The 17,548-nt window shown below is 63.5% G+C and carries 18 protein-coding genes and 1 pseudogene; 15 read left to right on the top strand and 4 right to left on the bottom strand.

The window, feature by feature from the left end:
* Position 1 precedes the first annotated feature (1 nt).
* The 14 genes from napF to ACFJGT_RS24860 all read left to right on the top strand — a co-directional run bounded on the left by napF (position 2) and on the right by ACFJGT_RS24860 (position 11,945).
* Positions 2 to 511 (top strand): ferredoxin-type protein NapF, encoded by a 510-nt coding sequence (gene napF, locus ACFJGT_RS24925; RefSeq protein WP_377843923.1) that lies wholly within the window; start codon positions 2 to 4, stop codon positions 509 to 511.
* Entirely contained in the window at positions 504 to 791 is a 288-nt protein-coding gene (locus ACFJGT_RS24920) for a chaperone NapD (RefSeq protein WP_377843920.1), read from the top strand. Before napF ends, ACFJGT_RS24920 begins: the two co-directional genes overlap by 8 nt.
* On the top strand, positions 788 to 3,289 hold the full coding sequence (gene napA, locus ACFJGT_RS24915) for a periplasmic nitrate reductase subunit alpha (protein ID WP_377843918.1): 2,502 nt from the start codon (positions 788 to 790) through the stop codon (positions 3,287 to 3,289). The genes ACFJGT_RS24920 and napA overlap by 4 nt, the downstream gene beginning before the upstream one ends.
* A complete protein-coding gene (locus ACFJGT_RS24910; RefSeq protein ID WP_377843915.1) occupies positions 3,256 to 3,759 on the top strand; it encodes a nitrate reductase cytochrome c-type subunit in 504 nt (167 codons plus the stop codon). Before napA ends, ACFJGT_RS24910 begins: the two co-directional genes overlap by 34 nt.
* A 12-nt stretch (positions 3,760 to 3,771) precedes the next feature.
* Positions 3,772 to 4,485: a NapC/NirT family cytochrome c gene (locus ACFJGT_RS24905; protein ID WP_377843913.1), complete on the top strand. Its 714-nt coding sequence runs from the start codon at positions 3,772 to 3,774 to the stop codon at positions 4,483 to 4,485.
* A 127-nt stretch (positions 4,486 to 4,612) separates the two neighbouring features.
* A complete protein-coding gene (ccoN, locus tag ACFJGT_RS24900; RefSeq protein WP_377843911.1) occupies positions 4,613 to 6,274 on the top strand; it encodes a cytochrome-c oxidase, cbb3-type subunit I in 1,662 nt (553 codons plus the stop codon).
* 3 nt (positions 6,275 to 6,277) lie between these two features.
* On the top strand, positions 6,278 to 7,012 hold the full coding sequence (gene ccoO, locus ACFJGT_RS24895; RefSeq protein ID WP_377843909.1) for a cytochrome-c oxidase, cbb3-type subunit II: 735 nt from the start codon (positions 6,278 to 6,280) through the stop codon (positions 7,010 to 7,012).
* A 1-nt stretch (position 7,013) separates the two neighbouring features.
* Positions 7,014 to 7,184, top strand: coding sequence for a cbb3-type cytochrome c oxidase subunit 3 (locus ACFJGT_RS24890; RefSeq protein WP_377843906.1), 171 nt, complete (start codon positions 7,014 to 7,016; stop codon positions 7,182 to 7,184).
* A 3-nt stretch (positions 7,185 to 7,187) separates the two neighbouring features.
* Positions 7,188 to 8,066 carry a cytochrome-c oxidase, cbb3-type subunit III gene (gene ccoP / locus ACFJGT_RS24885; RefSeq protein ID WP_377843904.1) on the top strand — a complete coding sequence of 293 codons (879 nt, stop codon included), beginning with the start codon at positions 7,188 to 7,190 and terminating at the stop codon, positions 8,064 to 8,066.
* The gene (locus tag ACFJGT_RS24880; protein WP_377843901.1) at positions 8,063 to 8,269 is read left to right on the top strand and encodes a hypothetical protein; all 207 of its coding nucleotides are present in this window, start codon (positions 8,063 to 8,065) and stop codon (positions 8,267 to 8,269) included. Before ccoP ends, ACFJGT_RS24880 begins: the two co-directional genes overlap by 4 nt.
* Positions 8,270 to 8,280: 11 nt before the next feature.
* Positions 8,281 to 9,066, top strand: coding sequence for a DUF2189 domain-containing protein (locus ACFJGT_RS24875; RefSeq protein ID WP_377843899.1), 786 nt, complete (start codon positions 8,281 to 8,283; stop codon positions 9,064 to 9,066).
* On the top strand, positions 9,063 to 11,324 hold the full coding sequence (locus ACFJGT_RS24870; protein ID WP_377843897.1) for a cation-translocating P-type ATPase: 2,262 nt from the start codon (positions 9,063 to 9,065) through the stop codon (positions 11,322 to 11,324). The genes ACFJGT_RS24875 and ACFJGT_RS24870 overlap by 4 nt, the downstream gene beginning before the upstream one ends.
* Positions 11,324 to 11,542, top strand: a complete 219-nt coding sequence (ccoS, locus tag ACFJGT_RS24865) for a cbb3-type cytochrome oxidase assembly protein CcoS (RefSeq protein WP_377843894.1) — start codon at positions 11,324 to 11,326, stop codon at positions 11,540 to 11,542. The genes ACFJGT_RS24870 and ccoS overlap by 1 nt, the downstream gene beginning before the upstream one ends.
* Before the next feature lie 151 nt (positions 11,543 to 11,693).
* On the top strand, positions 11,694 to 11,945 hold the full coding sequence (locus ACFJGT_RS24860; protein ID WP_377843891.1) for a hypothetical protein: 252 nt from the start codon (positions 11,694 to 11,696) through the stop codon (positions 11,943 to 11,945).
* On the opposite strand, the gene ACFJGT_RS24855 is transcribed toward ACFJGT_RS24860, so the two are convergent.
* The 3 genes and pseudogenes from ACFJGT_RS24855 to ACFJGT_RS24845 form a co-directional block, all read right to left on the bottom strand.
* Complete coding sequence (locus tag ACFJGT_RS24855) at positions 11,935 to 13,272, bottom strand: GNAT family N-acetyltransferase (RefSeq protein WP_377843889.1); 1,338 nt, start codon at positions 13,270 to 13,272, stop codon at positions 11,935 to 11,937. The genes ACFJGT_RS24860 and ACFJGT_RS24855 overlap by 11 nt on opposite strands.
* Before the next feature lie 493 nt (positions 13,273 to 13,765).
* Positions 13,766 to 14,128: pseudogene (locus tag ACFJGT_RS24850) on the bottom strand (GNAT family N-acetyltransferase); the annotation flags it as partial.
* 569 nt (positions 14,129 to 14,697) lie between these two features.
* A complete protein-coding gene (locus ACFJGT_RS24845; protein WP_377843887.1) occupies positions 14,698 to 15,135 on the bottom strand; it encodes a MucR family transcriptional regulator in 438 nt (145 codons plus the stop codon).
* 242 nt (positions 15,136 to 15,377) lie between these two features.
* On the opposite strand from ACFJGT_RS24845, the gene ACFJGT_RS24840 reads away from it, so the two are divergent.
* A complete protein-coding gene (locus ACFJGT_RS24840) occupies positions 15,378 to 15,767 on the top strand; it encodes a hypothetical protein (RefSeq protein ID WP_377843885.1) in 390 nt (129 codons plus the stop codon).
* Positions 15,768 to 16,310: 543 nt separating this feature from the next.
* On the opposite strand, the gene ACFJGT_RS24835 is transcribed toward ACFJGT_RS24840, so the two are convergent.
* Positions 16,311 to 17,030 carry a metallophosphoesterase gene (locus ACFJGT_RS24835; RefSeq protein ID WP_377843883.1) on the bottom strand — a complete coding sequence of 240 codons (720 nt, stop codon included), beginning with the start codon at positions 17,028 to 17,030 and terminating at the stop codon, positions 16,311 to 16,313.
* Positions 17,031 to 17,548 lie beyond the last annotated feature (518 nt).

Genomic DNA, 17,548 nt, shown 5'->3' with positions numbered 1-17,548 from the left:
CATGGCTAACGATGGCATTGATCTTGGTCGGCGCGGCTTTCTAACCGGTCGACGCCCTTCCCGCCCCGAGGCAATCCGCCCGCCATGGTCGCGCGCCGCGTCGGTCGCGGCCGCCTGCACGGGCTGCGGCACCTGCGTGCCGGCTTGCCCGCAAAACATCATCGTGCTCGATAACGATGGTCGGCCTGCCCTGAGCTTCGGCGCGGGCGAATGCACTTTTTGCGGAGCTTGCGCGGAAACTTGTCCCGAACCGGTCTTCGACCGATCGATCGCAGCCTTTCCGCACATCGCCGCCATCGGCGCAGACTGCTTCGCCAGGAGGGACATCGTCTGCCAGAGCTGCGGCGACGCCTGCCTAGAGACCGCGATCCGCTTTCGCCCACGGCTGGGCGGTCCAGCCCTGCCGGAGATCGCGAGCGATCGCTGCAATGGCTGCGGCGCCTGCATTGCAGCCTGTCCGGCGCAGGCTATCGCGGTCGGCGCACGTCCGTCGGAGGCTGCCCATGCTTGAGCGTCCACGCCAGCGTTTCCATCATATTTCGAGCGCCGTCGTCTCGGCCCTGCCGGCCAAGGTCGAGGCCGTGCTCGCCCGTATCGGCGAATTGCCCGAGACCGAGATCCATCGCGTCGAGAACGGCAAGATCGTGATCGTGCTGGAAGGCTCCAGCACCGGCGTGATCGGCGACCGGCTCGCCGCCATCAGCCTGATCGACGGCGTGCTCTCGGCCAACATGGTGTTCGAGCAGATCGAAGACCTCGAAACCCTCGACGACCCCGGAGTGATCCCATGACCCTGTCCCGTCGCGAGATGCTGAAGGTGCAGGCGGCCGGCGTCGCCGCGCTCGCCGCCAATATGAGCGTTCCGGCCGAGGCCCAGCCGGTGACCGGCGGCGTCGACAGCCTGCAGATCAAATGGTCGAAGGCGCCGTGCCGCTTCTGCGGCACCGGCTGCGGCGTCATGGTCGGCGTCAAGGAAGGCAAGGTCATCGCCACCCATGGTGACATGAAGGCCGACGTCAATCGCGGCCTGAACTGCATCAAGGGCTATTTCCTCTCCAAGATCATGTACGGCAACGACCGGCTGACCCAGCCGCTTCTGCGCAAGAAGAACGGCGTCTACGCCAAGGACGGCGAGTTCACGCCGGTCTCCTGGGAGGAGGCCTTCGACACCATGGCCGCCAAGGCCAAGGCGACGCTGAAGACCAAGGGGCCGACCGCGCTCGGCATGTTCGGCTCCGGACAGTGGACGATCTTCGAAGGCTATGCCGCGACCAAGCTGATGCGGGCCGGCTTCCGCTCGAACAATCTCGACCCGAATGCCCGCCACTGTATGGCGTCCGCTGCCTATGCCTTCATGCGCACCTTCGGCATGGACGAGCCGATGGGCTGCTATGACGACTTCGAGCATGCCGACGCCTTCGTTCTCTGGGGCTCGAACATGGCGGAGATGCACCCGATCCTGTGGACGCGGGTGACCGACCGCCGGCTCGGCCAGCCGCATGTGAAGGTCGCGGTGCTCTCGACCTATACCCACCGCAGCTCTGACCTTGCCGACATCCCGATCGTGTTCAAGCCGGGCACGGACCTCGCGATCCTCAACTACATCGCCAACCACATCATCACGACCGGGCGGGTGAACACCGATTTCGTCGGCAAGCACACCACCTTCGTGAAGGGCGCGACCGAGATCGGCTACGGCCTGCGCCCCGACGACCCGCGCGAGGTCAAGGCGCGCAAGGCGGAAGATGTCACGGCGATGACGCCGATCGATTTCGAGGCCTATGCCGCCTTCGTGAAGGACTACACGCTGGAGAAGGTTTCAGGCCTCACCGGCGTCGAGCCCGGCTTCCTGCAGCAGCTCGCCGAGCTCTATGCCGACCCCAAGCGCAAGGTCACCTCCTTCTGGACGATGGGCTTCAACCAGCATGTGCGCGGCGTCTGGGCGAACCAGCTCGTTTACAACCTGCATCTGCTGACGGGGAAGATCTCGGAGCCGGGCAACAGCCCGTTCTCGCTCACCGGCCAGCCCTCGGCCTGCGGCACGGCGCGCGAGGTCGGCACCTTCGCCCATCGCCTGCCGGCCGACATGGTCGTGACCAATCCCGAGCATCGCAAGCATGCCGAGGAGATCTGGCGCGTCCCGCACGGGATCATTCCCGAAAAGCCCGGTTACCACGCCGTCGAGCAGGACCGGATGCTCAAGGACGGCAAGCTCAATTTCTACTGGATTCAAGTCAACAACAACCTTCAGGCCTCGCCGAACAACACCAACGAGGCCTATCCGGGCTATCGCAACCCCGACAATTTCATCGTCGTTTCCGATGCCTATCCGACGGTGACGGCAATGGCGGCCGACCTGATCCTGCCGGCCGCGATGTGGGTCGAGAAGGAGGGCGCCTACGGCAATGCCGAGCGGCGCACCCATGTCTGGCACCAACTCGTCAATGCGCCGGGCGAGGCGCGCTCCGATCTCTGGCAGCTCATGGAGTTCTCGAAGCGCTTCACCACCGACGAGGTCTGGCCGGCGGAGATCCTCGACGCCAACCCGAACTACAAGGGCAAGACGCTCTTCGACGTCCTCTATCGCAACGGCAATGTCGACAAGTTCGATGTCTCCGAGATCGATCCGGACTATGAGAACCGGGAGGCAAAGGCCTTCGGCTTCTACGTGCAGAAGGGGCTGTTCGAGGAATATGCCACCTTCGGCCGCGGTCATGGCCATGATCTCGGGCCCTACGACCTCTATCATCAGGTGCGCGGCCTGCGCTGGCCGGTAGTCGACGGCAAGGAGACGCTGTGGCGCTATCGCGAGGGGCTCGACCCCTATGTGAAGCCGGGCAAGGGCGTCGAGTTCTACGGCAACAAGGACGGCAAGGCCCGGATCATCGCGGTGCCCTACGAGCCGCCGGCGGAATCGCCCGACAATGAGTACGATCTCTGGCTCGTCACCGGGCGCGTGCTGGAGCACTGGCATTCCGGCTCGATGACCATGCGCGTGCCGGAACTCTACAAGGCCTTTCCGGGTGCGCGCTGCTTCATGCATCCGGAAGACGCCCGCAAGCGCGGCCTCAACCAGGGCGCGGAAATCACGATCGTCTCGCGCCGTGGCGAGATGCGCACCCGCGTCGAGACGCGCGGACGCAACCGCATGCCGCCCGGCGTGGTCTTCGTGCCTTGGTTCGATGCCAGCCAGCTCATCAACAAGACGACGCTCGACGCCACCGATCCCATCTCCAAGCAGACGGATTTCAAGAAATGCGCGGTCAAGATCGTTCCGGTCTCGGGCTGATGCGCTCGCGGACTCTTATCGGGGCCGCCATGGCGGCGGGCCTCGTCCTCGCCTTCGGCGCCGCCGTCTCGCAGGAGGGCGCGCCGGTGAAGATCGTGCCGCGCCTGACCGGGACAACCGATCCGATGGCGATCGAGCGGGTACCGGCACTGGGCCGCCCCGTCGTCGATGATGTCAGGCGGATGCGGAACTATCCGGAGCAGCCGCCGGTGATCCCGCATGCGATCGACGGCTACCAGCTCACGCTCAACACCAATCGCTGCATGGACTGCCACAAGCGCGAGTTCACGGAAGGCTCGGGCGCGCCGATGATTAGCGTGACCCATTTCCAGGACCGCGACGGGCAGGTGCTTTCGGATGTGACGCCGCGGCGCTATTTCTGCACCGCCTGCCATGTCCAGCAGACCGATGTGCCGCCGCTGGTCCAGAACCGGTTCCAGGACGCCAAAGACATCGGCCGGAAGCCGTAGCGGGGCGGGATCATGGCTAGGCTCAAATCCCTCATTCTCTGGTGCTGGGGCGTCGCCGTCAGTTTCTGGCGCATCATCAGCAAGCCAAGTGCCTATCTGCCGCTCGGCCTGCTGACGCTGGGCGGTTTCGTCGGCGGCGTGCTCTTCTGGGGTGGCTTCAACACGGCGCTGGAAGTCACCAACACCGAGAAGTTCTGCACCTCCTGTCACGAGATGCGCGACAACGTTTATCAGGAGCTGCAGTCGACGGTGCACTTCTCCAACCGCTCGGGCGTGCGCGCGACCTGCCCGGACTGCCACGTGCCGCACAACTGGACCGACAAGATCGCCCGCAAGATGCAGGCTTCGAAGGAGGTCTGGGGCAAGATCTTTGGCACGATCTCGACGCGTGAGAAATTCCTGAACATGCGCCTGGAACTCGCCAAGCACGAATGGTCCCGGCTGAAGGCCAATGACTCGCTGGAATGCCGGAACTGCCACTCCTCTGTCGCGATGGATTTCACCAAGCAGACGCGCCGCGCCGCCGAGATCCATGGCCGCTTCCTGACCACGGGCGAGAAGACCTGCATCGACTGTCACAAGGGCATCGCCCATCTGCTGCCGGACATGAGGGGCATCGAGCCCGGTTGGAAGGATGCCCCGGAATTGCAGGGTAAGGGCAGCGCCTCCTGGCATGGACCGGAGCAGGCGATGCGGACGTATCTCGCTGAGATCGAGAAGCAATGAAATGCTGCCGGCTGCCAGTTTGTCAGGTCCCACTCTCAGCAAAGAGGTATCTGACCTGGAGCATTTATGGGATACCGGACCGAAGGATTGAGGTTGCCGGCCCGCGCCGGCACGGAGAAGGTGAGCCATGATTGCGGCACTCACGGTCGCGGAGCGACAGCGCGCCATATCGATCTCTGCGCTTCTCGCCTTGTGCGGACTTGCCATGGCGATCGCCGGCCGCGACGACCTGTTCGGGGTTCATGGCGTCGTTGTCATGCTGTTCGGGCTCGGCTGTATTGGCTTGGTCATGTCGAACTATTTCGCGCCGGAGCCATCGGAAGAGCGGCTGACGCGCTACTATGATGACCCGACGCGAGTTGGCATCGTGCTTTCACTGTTCTGGGCCGTGGTCGGCATGTTCTTCGGCGTTTGGGTCGCGGCGCTGCTGGCTTGGCCCGACCTCACCTTCGATGCCGGCTGGGCGAGCTTCGGCCGTCTCCGGCCGGTTCATACCTCGGGCGTTATCTTCGGCTTTGGCGGCAATGCGCTGATCGCGACCTCCTTCCACGTCCTGCAGCGGACGACGCGGGCGCGCCTGCCGGACCAGTTCAGCCCGTGGTTCGTCCTGATCGGCTACAATCTGTTCTGCGTGCTGGCCGCCAGCGGCTACCTGATGGGAATTACCCAATCGAAGGAATATGCCGAGCCGGAATGGTATGCAGATCTTTGGCTCGTCATCGTCTGGGTCACTTATTTTCTGATCTATATCCGCACGCTGCAGCGGCGTAAGGAGCCGCATATCTACGTCGCGAATTGGTACTACATGGCCTTCATTCTGGTCGTGGCGGTGCTGCACATCGTCAATAACCTGGCGGTGCCGATTTCCTTCGGTAGTGCCAAGAGCTATTCGCTGTTCTCCGGCGTGCAGGACGCGATGACACAGTGGTGGTACGGCCACAACGCGGTCGCCTTCTTCCTGACCTCCGGCTTCCTCGGGATGCTGTACTACTACCTCCCACAGCGGGCAGGACGGCCGATCTACTCATACAGGCTGTCGATCATCAGCTTCTGGGGCATCACCTTCATGTATATGTGGGCGGGCTCGCACCACCTGCATTACACTGCGCTGCCACAATGGGTGCAGACGCTCGGCATGACCTTCTCGGTCGTGCTGCTGGTGCCGTCCTGGGCCTCCGCCGGCAACGCGCTGGCGACGCTCAACGGCGCTTGGGGCAAGGTGCGCGACGATGCGACCCTGCGCTTCATGATGGTCGCCGCCGTGTTCTACGGGCTCTCTACCTTCGAAGGCTCGTTCATGGCGATCCGGGCGGTGAACTCGCTCTCGCACTACACCGATTGGACAGTCGGCCACGTCCATGCCGGCGCGCTCGGTTGGGTGGCGATGATCACCTTCGGCTCGCTCTACGCGCTGGTGCCGTGGATGTGGAAGGTCGAGCGGATGTACTCGCCCAAGCTGATCGAGGTCCATTTCTGGCTCGCCCTCTCGGGAACCATCATCTACGTCTTCGCGATGTGGAACTCGGGCATCATCCAGGGCCTGATGTGGCGCACCTATAATGACAGCGGCACGCTGGCCTATCCGTTCATCGACAGCGTCGTCGCCATGCATCCTTACTATATCGCGCGCACCCTCGGCGGATTCGTGTTCCTGCTCGGTGCGGTCGTCGCTTGCTACAATGTGTGGATGACGATCCGGATGTCCCGGGCGCAGGCCACACTAGAGGTCGGCAAAACCGACCTCCCCGCGTTGCCGGGGGCAGGCGCAGCACTTCAGGCTGGAGAGTGAGCGATGCGCGAGTTTTTCCATCGCAAGCTCGAACGCAACGCCATCGGGTTTGTACTCGCCATCATCGGCGTCTCGGCGATCGGCGGCTTCGTTGAGATCGCGCCGCTCTTCACCATTCACGAGACGGTCGAGAAGGCGCCGGACATGCGCACCTATACGCCGCTCGAACTGGCGGGGCGCAACATCTATATCCGCGAGGGCTGCTATCTCTGCCATAGCCAGATGATCCGGACGTTGCGCGACGAGGTCGAGCGCTACGGACCGTATTCGCTCGCAGTCGAGTCGAAATACGATCATCCGATGCTCTGGGGCTCGAAGCGGACCGGCCCGGACTTGGCGCGCGTCGGCGGCAAGTATTCCGACGCCTGGCACGTTGCTCATCTCTACAATCCGCGCGATGTCGTGCCGCAATCGGTCATGCCGAAATATGGCTGGCTGCTGCGCAACGAGTTGAAGACCGACGATCTCGGCAAGCACCTCGAGGCGCAGCGAGCCGTCGGCGTGCCTTACACCGATGCGCAGATCGCCAATGCGACGGCTGACGCCTATGGCCAGGCCAGTCCCGACAGCCCTTACGCTGCAGGCGTTACGCAGCGTTACGGCGATGCCACCAACATGCGTGCCTTCGACGGTGAGCCGAACCGCCTGACCGAGATGGACGGGCTCGTCGCCTATCTACAGGTCCTCGGCAAGCTGACCGATGCGGCCCAAAAGCAGGCTGCGGCGGTGGAGAAATGAGATGGACGTCGATCACAACACGCTGGTCGGTTTTGCCAAGAGCTGGGGACTGTTCTACCTGCTCGCCATGGCAATCGGCGTACTGATCTACGCATTGTGGCCTGCGAACCGGAAGCGTTTCGACCGCGCCAAGAAAAGCATTTTCGATGAAGACGATAGGCCGGGGGACTGAGCGATGGCAGATGCGACGCGCGATCCCATCACGGGGACAGCAACAACTGGCCACGAGTGGAATGGCATCGAGGAACTCGATACGCCGATCCCGCGCCTGGTGCTGTTCTTCCTGGCTGTCACGACCCTGTTTGCGATCGGCTATTGGCTGCTGATGCCGGCCTGGCCCCTAGGCGTGACCTATACCAAGGGGTTGCTCGGCATCGACCAGCGCAAGGTCGTGACCGAGCAGGTGCGCGATGCCGCTGCCGAGCGGGCGAGCTGGACCGCGAAGATCGACAAGGCCTCCTTCGCGGAGATTGCCGCCGATCCCGCGCTGATGCGCCATGTCCGCGATACCGGCCGCACGCTCTTCGCCGATAACTGCGCCGCCTGCCATGGTACGGAAGGCCGGGGCGGGCCGGGCTTCCCCAATCTCGCCGCCGGCTCCTGGCTTTGGGGTGGTGCGCCGGAGACGATAGCGGAAACGATCCGCGCCGGAATCAATGGCGCGGCCAAGGACACGCGTACCGCGCAGATGATGGCCTTCGGCCGTGACGGCATCCTCCAGCGCGAGCAAGTGCTCGCCGTCGCGTCTTATGTCCGCTCGGCGTCTGGCCAGAAGCTCGACGCGGCCGAGCAGGCCCGCGTGCCGGCCGGCAAGGAGGTCTTCGCGGCGAATTGCGTCGCCTGCCATGGCGAAAACGCCAAGGGCCAGCACGATCTCGGCGCGCCGGATCTGACCGATGCAAGTTGGATCTATGGCGGCGACCTGCAATCGGTCGTCAATAGCATCCATGGCGGGCGGCAAGGCCACATGCCGAGCTGGGAAGGCCGCCTCTCGCCGACCGATATCAAGCTGCTGGCGCTCTATGTTGGTACGCTGGGCGAGAAGAAGCGATGAGCGCGCCAGCGGACGGGGGAACAAGGCGTCGCGGCGGGGGGAAGGCCTTTTGGCTGACGTTCGCCGGCGTGGTGGCGGCCGGGCTCATCCTCGCCAATGCCCATCTGGTCTATGTCGCGGTCGGCTCGCAGCCGGACTGCGTGCCGCATGCGAAATCGGCGAGCGAGGCAGGCGGGTTTCGCGCCGCCCGCCCGTCCTGCTGAAGGAGGAGCACATGGCTGCGATCGGGAACGGCCAGGAGATGCCGCTGCCTCTCTCCGCGCAACGGAGACGAAACCTGCCGGCGGGCGCTGCCTTGTCCTGGCTCGGGGCGGGCTGGCGTGATCTCTGGCACCGCCCAGCGCCCAGCCTGCTTTATGGGGTCGCGGCCTTCGTGGTCTCCGCCGTCATCGTCTGGGGGCTCTTCCGGCTTGGGCTCGACTACATCCTATTCCCCGCGCTGGCGGGCTTCATGGTGATGGGGCCTTTGCTCGCGATCGGGCTCTATCAGAAAAGTCGCGCCATCGAGCGAGGCGAGTCGATTAGCCTCTCTCGCATGATCTTTGTCCGGGCTGCCTCGGGCGGGCAGGTCTGGTTTACTGGGGCGATCCTGTGTCTGCTGATGTTGCTCTGGATGCGGGCCGCAGTCATCATCTATGCGCTGTTCTTCGGCTTTCGGCCTTTCCCCGGCTTCAATGACGTCGCCGCCATGCTGTTTGGAACACCGGTCGGCTGGGCGATGCTGCTGGTCGGTACGGTGGTCGGTGGGCTGTTCGCCGCCTTCTCCTTCGCCATCAGCGCCTTCGCGATCCCGATGCTGCTCGACGAACGGGTCGATGCCTTCACCGCTATGGGCACTAGCATCTCGATGGTCTTCCGCAATCTGCCGGTGATGCTTGCGTGGGGTGCGATCGTGCTCGGCCTGTTCCTCATCACTGTGGCGACCGGGCTTCTCGGCCTGATCATTGTCTTTCCGCTGCTTGGTCACGCGACCTGGCACAGCTATAGGGCGATCAAATGAGTTGCTGCGCGGCGCCCGTCGATCCCTATGGGGAATTCGATGGCTCGGCGGCGCGACAAGAGATACGCCTCGCCAGCCGCGATCTCGGCGAAGGGCTCCGGCAGTCCGATCTTGCCGTGCCGGGCGTTCACTGTGCCGCCTGCATCCGGGCGGTCGAAACGGGCTTGATGTGCATCGCCGGCGTCGAGCACGCCCGCGTTAACCTGTCGACCCGGCGCGTCGCGGTGAAGTGGCGCGGGCAGGAGGCGCCCGACCTGTTGGCAGCGTTGGCGGCCCTGGGATACCCGGGCCATTTCTTCGAGAACGATGCCGACCACGCTGACCCGGAATTGGCGGGGCTGATCCGGGCGCTGGCGGTTTCCGGCTTCTGCGCGATGAACATCATGCTGCTTTCGGTCTCGGTCTGGTCCGGTGCCGAAGCGGAAACGCGCAACGCCTTTCATTGGATTTCCGCGGCATTGGCGTTACCGTGCCTCGTCTATTCTGGAGGGGTATTCTTCGCCTCGGCCTGGACGGCCTTGCGGCGAGGCCGCACCAATATGGACGTGCCGATTTCGATCGGCGTCTGCCTCGCCTTTGCCTTGAGCCTCTACGACACGATCCATGACGGACCGCACGCCTATTTCGATGCGGCGACCTCGCTGATCTTCTTCCTGCTGATCGGCCGGACCCTCGACCATCTCATGCGGGAGAAGGCGCGAGCCGCGGTACGCGGCCTGATCCGTCTGGCGCCGCGCGGCGCGACGGTTCTGCGCGAAGACAGGAGCCGCGACTACCTCCCCCTCGCCGAGATCGAGCCCGGCATGCGCCTTGCGCTCGCCGCCGGCGAACGCGTCCCTGTCGACGGCATCGTCTCGGAGGGCCTTTCCGAGCTCGACTGCGCGATCGTCACCGGCGAGAGCGCCACCCGCCGCGTCGAGCCTGGCGCGGAGGTGCATGCCGGCACGCTCAATCTTTCAGGTGCCCTCGTCGTTGTTGCCTCCGCCCGGGCGGACAGCTCCTTCCTCGCCGAAATGGTGCGCCTGATGGAGGCGGCTGAAGGCGGGCGGGCCCGCTATCGTCGCATTGCCGATCGCGCGGCGGCGCTCTACTCGCCAGTCGTCCATGCCACCGCCCTCCTGACATTCCTCGGCTGGATGGCGCTGGGCGCGGGCTGGCATCAGGCCATCACCGTCGCGATCGCCGTTCTGATCATCACCTGCCCCTGTGCGCTGGGCCTGGCCGTGCCGATCGTGCAGGTGGTGGCGTCGCGGCGGCTGTTCGAGAACGGTGTCATGGTCAAGGATGGCTCGGCGATCGAGCGCATGGCGGAGATCGATACGGTGATCTTCGACAAGACGGGAACACTGACTCTGGGCCAGCCGCGTCTCGTCAACGGCAAGGATGCCGCCCCGGACGTTATGGCGATCGCGGCGGGCATTGCGCGCCGCTCCAATCATCCGCTGTCACGGGCGATTGCTGCGGCGGCCCCCGCGGGCGACCTGATCTTGTCCGAGGTGCGCGAACATCCCGGGCGCGGAATCGAAGCCAGGCTGGAGGATCGCGTCTTTCGGCTCGGGCGCGCCGAATGGGCTCTCGCGGACGAAGGCGCCTCGCCGTGGACAGCGGAGAGCGGCACCGTGCTCAGCTGCGACGGCGCCCCCATCGCCCGTTTCGCTTTCGAGGAGGCAACGCGTCCGGAGGCCAGGGCAGCCATCGACGCCTTGAACGCTGCAGGGCTGGGCGTCGGCTTGCTTTCGGGCGATGCCGCGGGCGCTGTGCGGGCCATGGCGAGCAAGCTCGGGGTCGCCTCTTTCTCTGCGAATTTGCTCCCCGCGGAAAAAGTCGAGCGGCTCGCCGCCATGGGCGCGAGTGGCCGAAAGGTGCTGATGGTCGGGGACGGCTTGAACGATGTCCCGGCTCTGGCCGCTGCCCATGTCTCGATGGCGCCGGCATCGGCAGCCGACATCAGCCGCAATGCTTCGGATTTCGTTTTCCTACGCGATGGGCTGAACGCGGTTCCGATAGCGTTCGCCGTATCGCGCAACGCAGACCGGCTGATCCGGCAGAATTTCGCGCTTGCGATCGCCTACAATGCCATCGCCCTCCCGATTGCAATCGCGGGATATGTTACGCCCTTGATCGCGGCCCTGGCGATGTCGCTGTCTTCGATCCTCGTCGTCGTGAACGCATTGCGCCTCCACACGGGCAAGCGCTCCCGATCTCGCGACCCGCAGACCGGTTTAACCGGGCTCGCTCCGACCTTGCGGGCAGGTTGATGAGTAGCCTGGCTTTTCTCGTGCCTTTGGCGCTGGTCCTCGGCGGGGCTGCGCTGTCGGCCTTTCTATGGTCCCTCCGGAGCGGCCAGTACGATGATCTTGACGGTGCAGCCGAGCGCATCCTCCTGGACGCGGAGAACGATCGGATCACCGACGCGAGCAGTTCGTCGAATAGCCGCGAGAACGATCATCGGTCGAAAGGTTCGGAAACAAGCTAGTTTCTGCTGGCGACGACCTCGTAGCCCGGACGGTTCTTGTGCCGGCCAGGGGCACCTGTTCGGAACAGCCGCGCTGATCCGCAGTTGCTTTCGAAGTTGTATTCCCTTCGAAGGGAGGGCCGGCTCAGAGCGCAGCCTGAAGGAGCAAAAAATGGCCGAAGCAATTGAGGACGTCACAGATACAAATATGGAGCAAATCAAGATCGCATTGAATGCATTGTACCTTTGTATCGGGTATTCAATGAGGCACATTTCCTCTCATGAAGGCGTCGAGGCTGCGGCGAAATTTAAGGAGGAGATGCTGAAGGCGCTCAAGAACGGCGACATCGATATGGCTCTACTGGAGGAGCGCAAAACGTTCGAACTTATCGTGTCGAAAATCGAATCTCTACCTACCGTCTAAGCTGATATCGCCGTCTCCCTGTCCTTGTTTCCAGATTCAACCCGACACGCCTGACAGACACGTCGTCGGGATCGAGCGCGATTTCGAAGCCCAGATCCCGGCAAAGCGCCAGCATCGGCGCGTTCTCCGCGAGCACCTGACTGTGGACGCGCTGAAGCTTCTCGGCCTCGGCCCAGTCGATGATCAACTTCATCAGCGCCCGGCCGAGGCCGATGCCCTTCAGATCGGAGCGCAGCAGGATGGCGTATTCTGCCTCGACATGCCCGGGGTCGGCATGCAGACGGACGGCGCCGGCGGCTTCCCTGTTCCGCTCCTCGATGGCAATGAAGGCCATCTCCCGCGCATAATCGAGCTGGGTCAGGCGGGCGAGGAACGCGTGGCTGAAGGACTTCAGCGGTGCGAAGAAGCGCAAGCGCAGGTCCTCCAAGGTTACCCGCCCGAGCATCGCGCCGATGGCAAGCTCGTCCTCAGGCTTCATCGGGCGGATGAGGAAACTTCGCTCGCCGAGCGTAAGCTGCGAGGTCCAGCTTCCGGGGTAGGGCCGGATCGCCGGGCGGCGGCGGCGCGCCGGGTCCGGCTCCAGCACAACCCGGGCATCGACCACGACGACGCCGTTCGCGTCCGCCAGGACCGGGTTGAGGTCCATCGCGCGGATTTGCGGAAGCACTGATGCGATGTTGCCGAGCGCTACCAGGACAGCGGCGATCGCGTGCCGGTCGGCTGCGGGAACATCGCGATAGGCGGACAGGATGCGCGACACGCGCGTCCTGGCGATCAGGTTCTCGGCCGAGGCGAGATCGAGCGGCGGCAGCGCGACATGCGTATCCGCGATGAGCTCGGCCGCCGTGCCGCCCCGCCCGAATACGATCACCGGGCCGAAACAGGAATCGACCGAAAAGCCGGCAATCAGCTCGCGCGCCTTGCTGCGATGCGCCATCGGCTGCACCAGGAAACCGGACAGCCGTGCCTCTGGCCGCAGTTGCTGCAAGCGCTCCGCCATGCTGCCGGCCGCTTCCTGGACGGCGTGCTCGTTGGCGAGGTCGAGCTCGACGCCACCCACATCCGATTTATGCGCAATATCGGGAGAGACGATCTTGAGGGCGACCGTGCGGCCGGCGGCGAACTGTTCCTTGGCAGCTTCGGCCGCGGCGGCGGCATCGGCGACGATGACGAGGCCTAGCGCCGGAATCCCGAACAGGGCGAGCAGCTGCGCGACCTCGTCCGGTTCGAGCCAGCTGCGGCCTTGCCCGATCGCCCGGTCGACGAGTGCAGCGGCGACATCGATGTCCGGCTGATGATCTGCGTCGAGCACCGGTGGGGTCGCCATCAGCTCCTTGAGTAACTGCGCGTGGCGCGTCAGATGCCGGAAGCCCAGGATCGCATCCCGTTCCGTCGCGAAAGAGGGAATGCCGGCCGTTGCAAAAATCCCCCCCGGTCTCTTCGCCGCCACCGACCCAGACCGCCAGTATCGGTTTGCCAGCCGGGGATGTGGAGCGCGCCTCGGCCAGAGCGCGCGCGCAATCCACGGGATCGTCCGGCGCCAGCGGGGCGTTGAGCGCAAGAACGGCGTCGACATCGCTGTCGGCCAACAGGTGGATCACTGCTTCGCGATAGTCCTGGACCGTTCGGACGATCACCGGATCCCGGGGCTGCCGCTCCATGCTGCCGGCCTGCCGCAACCGCGCCCCCGCCAATGCAGCCAGCCCCTCTCCATTGCTGACGATCGCCAATCGGCCAGCACCGGCGGCACGAGCACGTCCCAGTGTCTCGGCGGCGGCGAAAAGCTCGTCGAGATCGCTGACCCGAAGCAGGCCTGCCCGATGGAAAGCCGCATCATGCGCGGCATCGCTGGTCACGATCAGGGCCGAATGCGTCAGAGCCGGCCAAGGCGGGTCCGCCCGCCGCGGCTTCAGGACCAGAATGGGTTTGAGCCGTGCGGCGGCGCGCGCCGACGACAGAAAACGCGCCGCGTCGGTGACGTCGTCGATCGCCAGCAGGATGGTGCGCGTCGCAGCATCGGCGCCAAAATGATCGAGGCAATCGGCTATGTCGACATCGGCGCCTTCGCCAAGGACGACAGCGCCCGAAAAGCCGATCTCGCGCCTGGCGGCCCAGGCCAGAATTCCGGCCGCCACCGAATTGGACTGTGCGACCAGCGCGAGCGAGCCGGTGGCCAGATGCATCGGGACGGCGGTCGCGTTCAGGTTGAGGCGCGGTGCGGCCAGGCCGACCGATGATGGCCCGATCAATCGAATGCCGGCGGCCCGAGCCGCGTTTCGCAGGCGCTCGGTATCAGCGGCGGAGCCGTCAGGCACGAGGAGCCCGGCGCAACCGTTTGCGGCTGCCGCCAAAACTCGATCGGCGGCCGCTGCCGGCGCGATCAACAGGTCGCAGCGCGCCGGGACGGGAAACTCCTTCCCACCTGGAACCACCGTGAGCGCACCGCGGTAGGGCTCCGAGCGAATCTGCGTTGCCAGCACATCCGTTTCCGGAGAGCCGCCGATCACCGTGATCGTCATCGGTTCGAGCGCGCGTCTGATCAAGGCAAGCGTCATCGATCGGCGGTCTTCGTCCCGGAGGATATCATCTGATGATTCTCAGGGTATAGCCGGATATGGCATGCAAATGCTCTCTCCAGACACCGTCTGCAGATCGGCCACCGCTTTTAGAAAACAGCGAACAAGCATGCCTATCCTCAGGAGGGCCGACAGCCGGTGAGGTGCCCATGGTTCTCGTCAACAGCTGCCAGAAATCAGTTCGCTTTGGCGGCCTTGCCGCGAACCGGCGTTTTCCGCCGCTGCTGGCCCAAACCCATCTTCTTGGCGAGTGTCGAGCGCGCTTCAGCATATGCTGGCGCGACCATCGGGTAATCAGCCGGCAAGCCCCAACGCGCGCGATAATCCTCAGGCGACATGTTGTAAGCCGTGCGCAGGTGGCGCTTCAGCGACTTGAACTTCTTGCCGTCCTCGAGGCAGATCAGGAACTCTGGCGTGATCGACCTTTTGATTGAAACAACCGGAGTTGGACGCTCTTCGACCACAGGAGCCGGGGGCGTACCCAAGCCTGTGATTGCCGCGTGGGTCGTGGCGATCAGGCCAGGAAGATCGGCCGCGGGAACGCTGTTGTTCGACACGTAGGCCGACACGATGTCAGCCACCAAAGCGATGAGGTTTTCACCCTCTTCAGCCATCGCACTACTCCTGGAAGTTAGAAACCGAATCGACGCGCGGTCGCTAATCAACTACGCTGATCATCGGCTAGGCCGGTTGAATGGCATGTTCAAGGCGCGAGCACATGGCGGTCCGCTAGAAAGTGGGGAAGATAACTGTAATTTGAGCTGGTCTCTGGTGTTGACCCGAGGTCACAAGCTGATGTTTGGTGAGACGAGTTGTCCTCGGCTTCTCGATCGCGTTAGGTTCAGATGCAGAATTCTTGGATACTTTCGTCGCGGACACGCGCGGTATGGCTAAGAACGCTTGTAGTGATTGCGTTAGCCACGCTTGTAATTGTCCCCGCGCTGCTTCTTCGCTAGCTGCCCGCGCAGCCGACACTAGCGATCATCTGGCGGGCTTCACGCGCCCAACGAATCCTGAAATACGGCTTCTCTCTCCCCATCCGATCTGGAAGCCGATTTTGTATCAGATTAAAGCCAGCACCCGCAGCGGCAAGGTTGCCAATCGAGCTTTTTCAGCATCCGAAGCATTGCGGTTATTGCGCGAAACGCAGGCGCAGCCCTTTCTTCGCTCTTGCATCGTCCTCCGCCAGGGCGTGATCATCAGCCAAGTGGAACTTGAACAGGCTGCACGCAAAGAGCTCGACTGAGAAGCGTGTTAGTCGACGATGAGTTCTCGGGGCGCTGCCCACAGGGGCATAGGTCGTCGACAAATGCAGCAGAAGGATCGGCGCTGTTTCGCGTCGCTTTCGCCGCTAACATCCATCTGAACGCGTCGACGGTATCGGTCCGGCGGCAGCGCGGCCTCGAAAATGGATAACGAAAGAGATTCCACCCTTGCATCCAAAGCGCCCCGCGAGCGTCATCAACCCAAAGAAAGAAATAGGAATGGGGTGCCTGGAGTATTCCACTGAGCAAATTCGCTCTGTGTAGCTCGACCTGAAGTGCCTTCAGCTTTGGATCGATTGATGGACCAGAACTCCGAACTCAAGACATTCGATGATGCGTTGAAGCTCATCATTCGGGATTGCCTATGCGCCCACGGGCACCGTTCGGCCGTGAGTGGCGACTTGGAGAAATTGTGGATCAAGTAGCTGGCCGGCGCCTTTCGGTGATCGACAATGTCGGCAGAGCCGCAGTGCTTGGGAGCGAGAATGACGCAGGTGATTATCCATCAGCCAAACGCAATAGCCTTAGATCTCGACGAGAAGCGCGTCATTGAACTGCCGGTTCTCACCCGGATAGCCCCTCGGATTGCATAGGACGCGAGTTTCACCGACCCAATAATCGAAGCAGCTATGAACGTGACCGTGCACCCATAAGGTCGGATGCCCGGTCTCGATGACCTGTCCAAGGTCGCTGTAGTACGCGTGGTTGAGCAGGTCGCCGTCGTAGCGCCGATGAACGCTGAGGTGGTGCGGGGCGTGGTGGGTAACGACCACCGTCGGGCCAAAATGCGGTTGGGCTAAAACGCGCTCGATAAACTTCCTGCTCGCGGCATGCAGCATGACGGCGTGTTTGGGCGAAAAGCGTTCCCAAGGGTTCTTATGCCATTTGATCAAGCGGTGATCGTTCATCCCGCGCCAAGCGGCATCGAGGGCGAGAGGATTGCGATTGTAGTCGGTCCATAAGGTCGCGCCGATGAAGCGCACCTGGCCGATTTGCACGGCATCATTGTTCAGCGTCCGCACCCCTTCGAGCGCCTTGAGCTGGTCCATGCGCTCGTGGAAGCTGAACCGGTAGAACTCGTGATTGCCGGCCACAAACACGACCGGAAGCTTTCGCGCGATCTCGATCAGCCAGCCGTCATTCAGAACGTCGCCCGCGATGACTGCAACGTCTGCGCCGTCGGGCGGATCGGGCAGTGCTCCACCATGGTCGTCGTGAAGGTCAGATAAGACCCAGAGCTTCATGATCCATCCTCGGCAGCGGTATTTTGCTGAGATCGCCCTCGCAAGGGCGTCTGGCGATCAATCCTGGTTGGTGCAGCGGAGGAGGACGTCGAGACCGCAAGCGAGATCGTCAAACTCGGCGTCGACCATCCCATCTGGGGCGTTGTCGGCATGAGCGCGCGGCGATCCCCTACGAGCGGATCCCTGTCGCGACAACCTGGTTTCCGTAACCGGGATAACAGGTGACTTCCTAGGCCGACCACGCCCGCGCTTTGGCGGTTCGGGCAGGACAAACTCGGCTGCGCTTCTGGTCGATATGACTGACACGGAAACCTCCGGGCTGAACATCTGAGATGGCCCAACACGCCCCCGAAGACTGCGCGATGGAGAAGGTTCAGGCGGCAGCTCGATTGAAATCACGGTCGACAAGACGACCGAAGTCGTCAGCAGAATCCCATGCCGTGGCACAGGTCGACGACGCTTTCAGTGGGGGGGCAAAAGCCTCGTTTAAGTGAGGCAGGCAAAAACACCCTGAGAAG

It is taken from the genome of Allobosea sp. UC22_33, assembly GCF_042700715.1.
GTDB lineage: Bacteria > Pseudomonadota > Alphaproteobacteria > Rhizobiales > Beijerinckiaceae > Allobosea.
Note: the sequence above shows the minus strand (reverse complement) of the source record. Positions and strands in the feature narration are given on the sequence as shown.

What these genes read in the sequence shown, in the direction of transcription:
- napF (WP_377843923.1), top strand. Translation starts at nt 2, where the DNA reads ATGGCTAACGATGGCATTGATCTTGGTCGGCGCGGCTTTCTAACCGGT.
- ACFJGT_RS24920 (WP_377843920.1), top strand. Translation starts at nt 504, where the DNA reads ATGCTTGAGCGTCCACGCCAGCGTTTCCATCATATTTCGAGCGCCGTC.
- napA (WP_377843918.1), top strand. Translation starts at nt 788, where the DNA reads ATGACCCTGTCCCGTCGCGAGATGCTGAAGGTGCAGGCGGCCGGCGTC.
- ACFJGT_RS24910 (WP_377843915.1), top strand. Translation starts at nt 3,256, where the DNA reads ATGCGCGGTCAAGATCGTTCCGGTCTCGGGCTGATGCGCTCGCGGACT.
- ACFJGT_RS24905 (WP_377843913.1), top strand. Translation starts at nt 3,772, where the DNA reads ATGGCTAGGCTCAAATCCCTCATTCTCTGGTGCTGGGGCGTCGCCGTC.
- ccoN (WP_377843911.1), top strand. Translation starts at nt 4,613, where the DNA reads ATGATTGCGGCACTCACGGTCGCGGAGCGACAGCGCGCCATATCGATC.
- ccoO (WP_377843909.1), top strand. Translation starts at nt 6,278, where the DNA reads ATGCGCGAGTTTTTCCATCGCAAGCTCGAACGCAACGCCATCGGGTTT.
- ACFJGT_RS24890 (WP_377843906.1), top strand. Translation starts at nt 7,014, where the DNA reads ATGGACGTCGATCACAACACGCTGGTCGGTTTTGCCAAGAGCTGGGGA.
- ccoP (WP_377843904.1), top strand. Translation starts at nt 7,188, where the DNA reads ATGGCAGATGCGACGCGCGATCCCATCACGGGGACAGCAACAACTGGC.
- ACFJGT_RS24880 (WP_377843901.1), top strand. Translation starts at nt 8,063, where the DNA reads ATGAGCGCGCCAGCGGACGGGGGAACAAGGCGTCGCGGCGGGGGGAAG.
- ACFJGT_RS24875 (WP_377843899.1), top strand. Translation starts at nt 8,281, where the DNA reads ATGGCTGCGATCGGGAACGGCCAGGAGATGCCGCTGCCTCTCTCCGCG.
- ACFJGT_RS24870 (WP_377843897.1), top strand. Translation starts at nt 9,063, where the DNA reads ATGAGTTGCTGCGCGGCGCCCGTCGATCCCTATGGGGAATTCGATGGC.
- ccoS (WP_377843894.1), top strand. Translation starts at nt 11,324, where the DNA reads ATGAGTAGCCTGGCTTTTCTCGTGCCTTTGGCGCTGGTCCTCGGCGGG.
- ACFJGT_RS24860 (WP_377843891.1), top strand. Translation starts at nt 11,694, where the DNA reads ATGGCCGAAGCAATTGAGGACGTCACAGATACAAATATGGAGCAAATC.
- ACFJGT_RS24855 (WP_377843889.1), bottom strand. Translation starts at nt 13,272, where the DNA reads ATGGCGACCCCACCGGTGCTCGACGCAGATCATCAGCCGGACATCGAT.
- ACFJGT_RS24845 (WP_377843887.1), bottom strand. Translation starts at nt 15,135, where the DNA reads ATGGCTGAAGAGGGTGAAAACCTCATCGCTTTGGTGGCTGACATCGTG.
- ACFJGT_RS24835 (WP_377843883.1), bottom strand. Translation starts at nt 17,030, where the DNA reads ATGAAGCTCTGGGTCTTATCTGACCTTCACGACGACCATGGTGGAGCA.